This window comes from Sphingobium sp. MP9-4 (genome assembly GCF_005281675.1).
In the GTDB taxonomy this organism is placed as follows: domain Bacteria; phylum Pseudomonadota; class Alphaproteobacteria; order Sphingomonadales; family Sphingomonadaceae; genus Sphingobium; species Sphingobium yanoikuyae.
This window is the reverse complement of record NZ_LUFI01000098.1, coordinates 1-6,906: the sequence shown is the minus strand read 5'-3', so window position 1 is coordinate 6,906 and position 6,906 is coordinate 1. Positions and strand designations below refer to the sequence as shown.

The following is a 6,906-nucleotide window of genomic DNA, read 5'->3' as shown; positions in this document are numbered from 1 at the left end:
AACCGGCCAGTCCTGCGGGTTCCGGGAACGATCATCAGTGCTCCAGGAATGGCAGGTGTTGAATAGGGACCTGCCGTTCCCGGCGCGGCTCGCAAACGGCAGTTTTGTCCCATGACGGAGCGTTCCGCTCCCGGCAGCAGGCGACCAGGATGCGTCGTTCGTGGGTCGTGCTTTCAACGACAGCTTCTGCCAAAACCTGCCGCTCGGCCGGAGTAAAACCGCCTGGCAGCAATGCGCCCCAGTTTCGGTCATTCGAGCTGAACTCTGTCAATCCTAAAAGCTGCCAGTCATCGATAGCTCCCTGATTGGCAAGTTTGGTGGGTTATTTCTCCACTGCCTTCGAGAAGTTCTCGGTGTAATTAGCCGCGCGCTCATGAATTCCTGCGTAGCCATGTCCGCCAAAAATTACGATTTCCGTGTCGCTGCTGAATTAACTAGGCACGACAGGAAGGCTGAAAAGTGGCAGGCGCGACCGAGCCCGCCAAGCGTACCTGCGTAGCTATTTTCTAAACATGTTGAGGCGTATGTCGTCGTCGAAGAAGCCTCCCTGCTTCCAGGACGAGATGAATTTGCGATCCTGCAACCAAGACGCGAACGCGCGGTTGACCTCGCTGCCCTCGATCCTGGGCGTCGTCCAGCCAGGTCTGATGTCGGGCATCGGATCCGGCAGCAGCGCGAGCAGGTCCCTCACCTCAGCGTCCTCTAGGCGATCCTGGAACATGTTGAATAGGGTGATCTGAGTCTCGAGCGGGCGGGAGCGCAGGACGACGGCGCGGATCGCCTCCGCGTCCATGTCCGGGACGACGTCGCCCGTACGGGCGAGGATGCGGCCGACCAGAGCGGCCAGCGCGTGCGCCTCGTGTAGGACGGACAGGTCCATCGAGCGGATGATCCGTAGGCGGCTGTCATCCGTGATGTCAGTCTCGAGGAGCCGCTGCTTCAAGTCCTCGCTCGCGTCCAGTTCGTCCTCGAGCCTGAAGAACTCGTCGATGTTGCAGGCAGCGAAGGCGGCTGCCAGCGCGACGTCGTCCTCGAGTTGCGCCAAGGTGCTGGCCGAGAAGGTCACGCGGTTGCATTCGACCAGAGCCTTGCGCTTCTCCGCGCCTAGGCCGTCCGGGAACGACTTGAACCGGGTCGGTAGGATCTTGAGGTAGGCTTTGTAAGCCTGGTGGCTCAAAGCGTCGTTCTCGACGACAAATTTGCGCAGGGGGAACGCGGCGTCCCCGGTCGGAAGCTCGTGCTGGCCGAGCGTTGCAATCGCGTGCGGTCGGTCGAGGAAGCCCGTCAGGACGTCCGGATCGAACTCCTCCTGCCCGATGAAGCGGAGGCAGTTTTCCCACGTCGGTTCGATCCTTCCCATCTCCACCACCGCGGCGCGATAGTCAGCGGGGACCTGATCGATGTCGGGAAGGAGGGTCGTCTGACACTCGAGGAAGCGGAGGACGAGGTCGCGGTCCACGTCCGCATGGGCCAGGACGCGTAGCATGGCGGGCGCGGCTTCGGACCGGTTGTCCGGCAGCTGTAGCAGGACGTGCTCCAGGTATTCGCCGAACTGGCCTTCGACCTTCGACAGCAGTGGTTCGCTTCCCGCTTCGAGCACGAGGGTGTAGTTGCTCTCGCGCGACCGTCCGTCGCCCACTATGCGGAGGACAGCGTCGAACACAAATTCCAGGTTGCCTACGGAGAGTTCGTAGAGCCCGTTCTCATACACCATTCCGACGAACCCGGGATGAGGTTCCAGCTTGGATAGGTCTGCGACCTCGAAGTCGAGCGACTGCAGGCGCTCGGGGGCAATGTCGATCCCGAGCGCGAGGACGGTGGGCAGGTCCGACGCCAGGAAGTCCATCAGTTCGGGATGTCCTTCGGCGATCGTCCCCAACTGCCTGGATGGCAGGTGGCTCAGGATCCTGGCCACGTGGGTCGGGGCGGCCGGACTCGCCAGGATGCGCTGCACTAAGCCCTGCCAGTTGGACGCCAGCCTCGATAGCAGCGTCGGCACCGCGGTGCCGCTCGCGTAGTAGGCGAGGAGGAACTTCTCGCAAGCGTCGAAGTCAGACGCGATGTAGCCCATGAGACGCGACGTCTGGGCCGGGTAGGAGGTTGGATCGGCGAGCAGGCAGTCCACGATCCTTACGTTGAGGGCGTAGTCCCGGCCGAAGTCCTCGTCACGCATCGCGAGGATGACCTCCCTGGCGTTGTCGATCTGGAAGGTCGGATCAGGGTTGCTGAAGCCGCGTATCCGAATCAGGAACTTGTTGTCGCTCGGTGACAGGCGGCCGGAGTGGAAGAGCGAGGTATACTGGTAGTAGGTGTCGTCGAGGTGCCCCTCGAGCACCAGGAAGCGAGCCAGATTGGCATTGTCCCCGAATGCTTCGAACATGCCGTCGAGCAGTTCCGAGCCTTCCCTGAGAACCTCGTTGAACTTCATCATCCGGATGCGTGACAGCTTCGTCCTGAGTTCGGCGATCGCCTTGGCGACGCTGCTTCTGGAGGCGGCGGACCGGTCTTCGATCAGGGCCTTGCGCTCCGCGAACGTAACACCAGCTTTCAGCTTCGCCGCGAGGCCGCCAAGCGACATGCGCTGAAGCCCCTGATAGGGATTGCTGATCCAGACGTTGTCTAACGCCAGAAGCGTTTCTAGGCTCTCGCTCTTCGACAGTCCCCTTACCGGGATCAGACTGTTCTGGTTGGCCCCGACACTGGCGGTGCCATCGGGGAGGACATCGATAAGCGCCATCGCATAGATAGAGCGCAACTCGTCCAAATCCTTCGGCAACTGCCTATCGCTGGCCTCCACGAACGCCTCAAGGCGGCCGATCTCAGCAGTGAGTTTGGCCTCGGTGGCGGCGATGTACCGGTCGTGCCCCTGCAGGAGTTCCGCCAGGTTCCCATTTCCGCGATGGAGCTTCTCGAAGTCGCTCGGGAACACGTTCTTGTAGATCAGGACGGCCAGCAGCTTGGTTGCGTCGAGGTTGGTCTCGCCTTCCGGCTCGAGGTTCGCCGCGTAAATGGCATATTCGTTGAAGATGTTCTGGATCAGCCTCAGGTCGTTCAGGTACCTAGACACCTCCCGTACGAACTGTTTGTCCAGCCTGCTGTCGATGGACAGGCGCTTCCCCTGCTCCAGCACCTTGTCGATCGAGTTGGAGCTGTTGATGATCGGGATGACCGGGATGATGAACTCGAAAAACTTGGTCCGGTCAGTGCTTACGAATATGTCGTCACGAATAGCGTAGAGGAAACGCACCTTCCGCTTCACCCCGGCGTTCGCGTTCACGAGGCTGTTGATCTCGCGCAATGTCACGAAGATCTCCGGATTGTTGAACCTGTCCAGATCCTCGATCACGACCAGATCGTAACTCGTCGACTGGAAGAAGTAGATGATCTCGTCGAGGTGGCGGTTCAGAATCGACTCCTCGGTCACGGCGCTGGGCGAGATCTCTATGTCCTTGAGTGAGATACTCTTCAGCGAGATGCCGAAGCTAGCGATGTAGATTCGGTGGAAGACCAGCCAGAGGAAGCCCGCTCCGATGACGAAGATCAGCAGGTTTGAGAGATTGCCAGGTGCTACCGGCAGGAAGTAAGCGCCCGACATGATCGCGTCGCGCTTCTGGATCAGCTGCCAGCATGCGACGAGGCCCAGGACAGTGAACAATGACGCCACGGACGCCCACCGGCCCGGCGACTGGATCCGCTTGAAGCGCGAAAGTGGCAGCCTGTTAGCGTCGGCGCCGTATAGCATCTGCTGGAGGATGCTCCGCTCGATCTCCTGCCTGCTGACCGTGGAGGTGCTCCGCTCAGTGCCCTGCTGGCCTTCGTTGCCAGCGGTGGAGGCGGCGTCGGGCAGGAACGCGGCGAGGGAGATCTGGAGGACGTCCCGATCGTATTTCTTAAGGAACGATTGGATGATGCTGCTCTTGCCGGACCCGTAGGGACCAGTGAGGGCGATGTTCATGACACGAGGGTTGTCGGTGGCCTCGGTCAGTGCGGCGGAATAGACGCCTGCCTCGTCCGCCTGGTCGGTGGGAGCCAAATCCACGAACCTGGGTTCGCGGTTTTCCTCGTCCGGTCGCTTTTCCAGCCATTTCGCCGACGAGATGAGCCAATCCGCTAGCTTGGTCCGCAGATTCGACAAGTTCGCGAGGCTCCTTTCCATCGATCGAGGACGTTCGGTCCGGATCAGCGCGGTAACGGTTATTTCAGCATCGAGCGCCTTTGTAAAACCGACGCCGTCCCTTACTCGCCTAAGCCAAAGATCTAAATGTCTTAAATTCGTGTGAAAGGTTTAGTTCACCAATGGCCACACTGGCTCTTTGCTGCTGAACAAGCTGATTGAGCCGATGTCCGCTCAATCGGGTTGAGCCGCAACTGGATTTTTGTCACCGTCACGATGGTTGTATTGGATCGCCTCAGAGGCTGTGTCAGAACGCTGACGTAACGGTGGACGGCCGGGTTTCGATATGATTCCGAGGGGTTGCGACACCAACTTTGGAAACCATCATGTGGAACCCGACCGCCCGCGCGCATCATAGCCGCGCACAGCTTCGCTATGAAAGCGATCTTACCGATGCAGAATGGCGTTTAATTGAGCCGTATTTGCCCGCGCCGTGCCAATGCGGACGGCGACGGCGTTGGCCGATGCGAGAGATTATCGAGGCCATTTTCTATTTGCTGCGGGCAGGTTGTCCTTGGCGGCTTTTGCCCGACAGCTTTCCGCCATGGCGCACGGTCTATCGCTGGTTCTGCGCTCTGCGTGACGATGGGACATTCGAAAGTCTCAACCACCATCTTGTCCAGATCGACCGTGTCCGAACGGGGCGAGAACCGATGCCGTCAGCGGCGGCCATCGACAGCCAGAGCGTGAAGACCACTGAAGCGGGTGGACCGCGCGGCTATGACGCAGGGAAAAAGATCATGGGCCGTAAACGCCACGCCATGGTCGATACCGATGGTCGTGCACTCGAACTGCTGGTCCATGGCGCTGACGTGCAGGACCGAGACGGCGCAGTGCCTTTGCTCAGGCAGTCACGCCAGCGGCACCCCTTGGTCGAGCATGCCTATGCCGACAGCGCCTACAACAGCGATCGCGTCCGGGAAGCCACATCCATCACGATAGAGATCGTTCGGAAATTCGCCGACCAGACCGGGTTCGTCGTCCATCCCAGACGATGGGTGGTTGAACGAACCTTCGCATGGCTCAATCGAAATCGACGCTTGGCAAAGGACTTCGAGCGAACCATCAAATCCGCAACTGCACTTCTATATGCAGCTGCCGCCGTCGTCCTCATCAGGCGCATCGCTCGTTACGCATGAGATTCAAGACAGGCTCTCAAACGCTCTGCGATTAATCGACCGGATTTGAACTCCGCTGTCTAAAAGCGGCCTGTCCGCTCCCGGCCGAATTTCTGTCAATCTGCGCAGCCGGTCAGGCAACTGCTGAATGTCCGGTCCTGGTTAGAGCAGCCGTTCGACCAATCGCTCTGAAGTGGCAGAAATGTCCCAGGTGCCGTATCCGGCTCACTGCCGGACACGGCACCCAAGGCTTCAGATCTCCGTGTTTTCTGCAAGGGCAAGCGCGTCCTCCACGTCGATCCCGAGATAGCGCACCGTATTCTCGATCTTGCTGTGACCAAGAAGAATCTGGACGGCACGAAGGTTGCCAGTGGCCCTGTAGATGATCGATGCCTTCGTTCGGCGAAGTGAGTGCGTGCCATACTCGCTCCGCATCAGGCCGACACCTGTCACCCATTCGTCGACCAGCCGAGCATACTGCCGTGTGCTCAGGTGCCCATTGTGATCAACCCGGCTTGGGAAAACATAGTCGTCTACCGTGCCGCCTCGGCGTTCGAGCCATGCCAGCAAGCTGGCCCGAGCATCTGGCAGAAGTTCGAATTGAACCGGCCGGCCTGTTTTCTGCTGCATGACGATTGCCCGCGTTCGGATCTGTCCGCCGCTGACAAGGTCGCCGATCTTCATTTGCACCAAGTCGCAGCCCCGAAGCTTGCTGTCGATCGCCAGATCGAACAGCGCTCGGTCTCGTAGGCGGCGGCGCTGGTTGAGGTAGAAGCGGATTTCCCAGATCTGTTTCGGTTTCAGGGCACGCTTTGCACCCACGGTCCTTCCGGCATTCCAGACCGGGCGCTTGGTGGCGTTGAGTTCTGTTTCAGGCATCTCCATGATCGTTCTCCTATGGCCACATTGGCCATTTGCAGAACGCTTGCCGACGTGGATGCGCAAGACATGCTGTGGGCTCGTGCCGACCAAAGCACGAACCCGCTCCGCGGGAGGGTCGCTTGGGGTGACGTAGCGTAGTATTTGTGAGGCTTTCGGCGGTGCGGCGGCGCCCGCCGACGGTGGAGTTCCTTCAACGGAGAGGAACTTACCATGGATGCTATCACGACTGCTGCCCCGACCCATTCGCTGCGTGAGCGGATGCTGCAGGACATGACGATGCGTGGCTTCGGGGCGCACACGCAGAATGACTATATCCGACATGTCCGGAACTTCGCCGCGTTTCTCGGCCGCCCCCCGGACACGGCCACGGTGGAAGACCTGCGGCGTTATCAGGTTGACCAGCACGAGCGCGCCGTTGGTCCAGCCACGATCAATGGCGCGGTATCGGCACTGCGGTTCTTCTTCGGGATAACCCTCAGGCGGCCGGAGATGGCCCTAGCGCTGGTCGTCGTTCGCTTCACACCCAAGCTGCGTGTGGTCTTGAGCGTCGAGGAGACAGCGCGGCTGCTCGAGGCTGCGCCAGGCATCAAGTACAAGGCGGCCCTCAGCGTGGCCTATGGCGCGGGCCTGCGGGTTTCGGAGGTTGCCCACCTCAAGGTCGATGACATCGACAGCACCCGGATGATGATCCGCGTCGAGCAGGGCAAGGGACGCAAGGACCGCAACGCCATG

Annotated in this window: 4 protein-coding genes; 2 read left to right on the top strand and 2 right to left on the bottom strand. The window is 60.3% G+C overall.

Annotated elements, in window-relative coordinates; all coding sequences use genetic code 11:
* Nucleotides 1-499: 499 nt before the first annotated feature.
* Complete coding sequence (locus A0U87_RS25095; RefSeq protein ID WP_201038992.1) at nucleotides 500-4,135, bottom strand: hypothetical protein; 3,636 nt, start codon at nucleotides 4,133-4,135, stop codon at nucleotides 500-502.
* A 365-nt stretch (nucleotides 4,136-4,500) separates the two neighbouring features.
* Here A0U87_RS25095 and A0U87_RS25090 point away from each other — a divergent pair, with 365 nt between their 5' ends.
* The gene (locus A0U87_RS25090; RefSeq protein WP_004212626.1) at nucleotides 4,501-5,313 is read left to right on the top strand and encodes an IS5 family transposase; all 813 of its coding nucleotides are present in this window, start codon (nucleotides 4,501-4,503) and stop codon (nucleotides 5,311-5,313) included.
* Nucleotides 5,314-5,544: 231 nt separating this feature from the next.
* Here A0U87_RS25090 and A0U87_RS25085 read toward each other — a convergent pair whose 3' ends face one another.
* Nucleotides 5,545-6,177 carry a tyrosine-type recombinase/integrase gene (locus A0U87_RS25085; RefSeq protein ID WP_137406106.1) on the bottom strand — a complete coding sequence of 211 codons (633 nt, stop codon included), beginning with the start codon at nucleotides 6,175-6,177 and terminating at the stop codon, nucleotides 5,545-5,547.
* A 207-nt stretch (nucleotides 6,178-6,384) separates the two neighbouring features.
* On the opposite strand from A0U87_RS25085, the gene A0U87_RS25080 reads away from it, so the two are divergent.
* Nucleotides 6,385-6,906, top strand: a 522-nt coding sequence (locus A0U87_RS25080; RefSeq protein ID WP_170978471.1) for a phage integrase N-terminal SAM-like domain-containing protein, incomplete at its 3' end; no start/stop codon positions are given.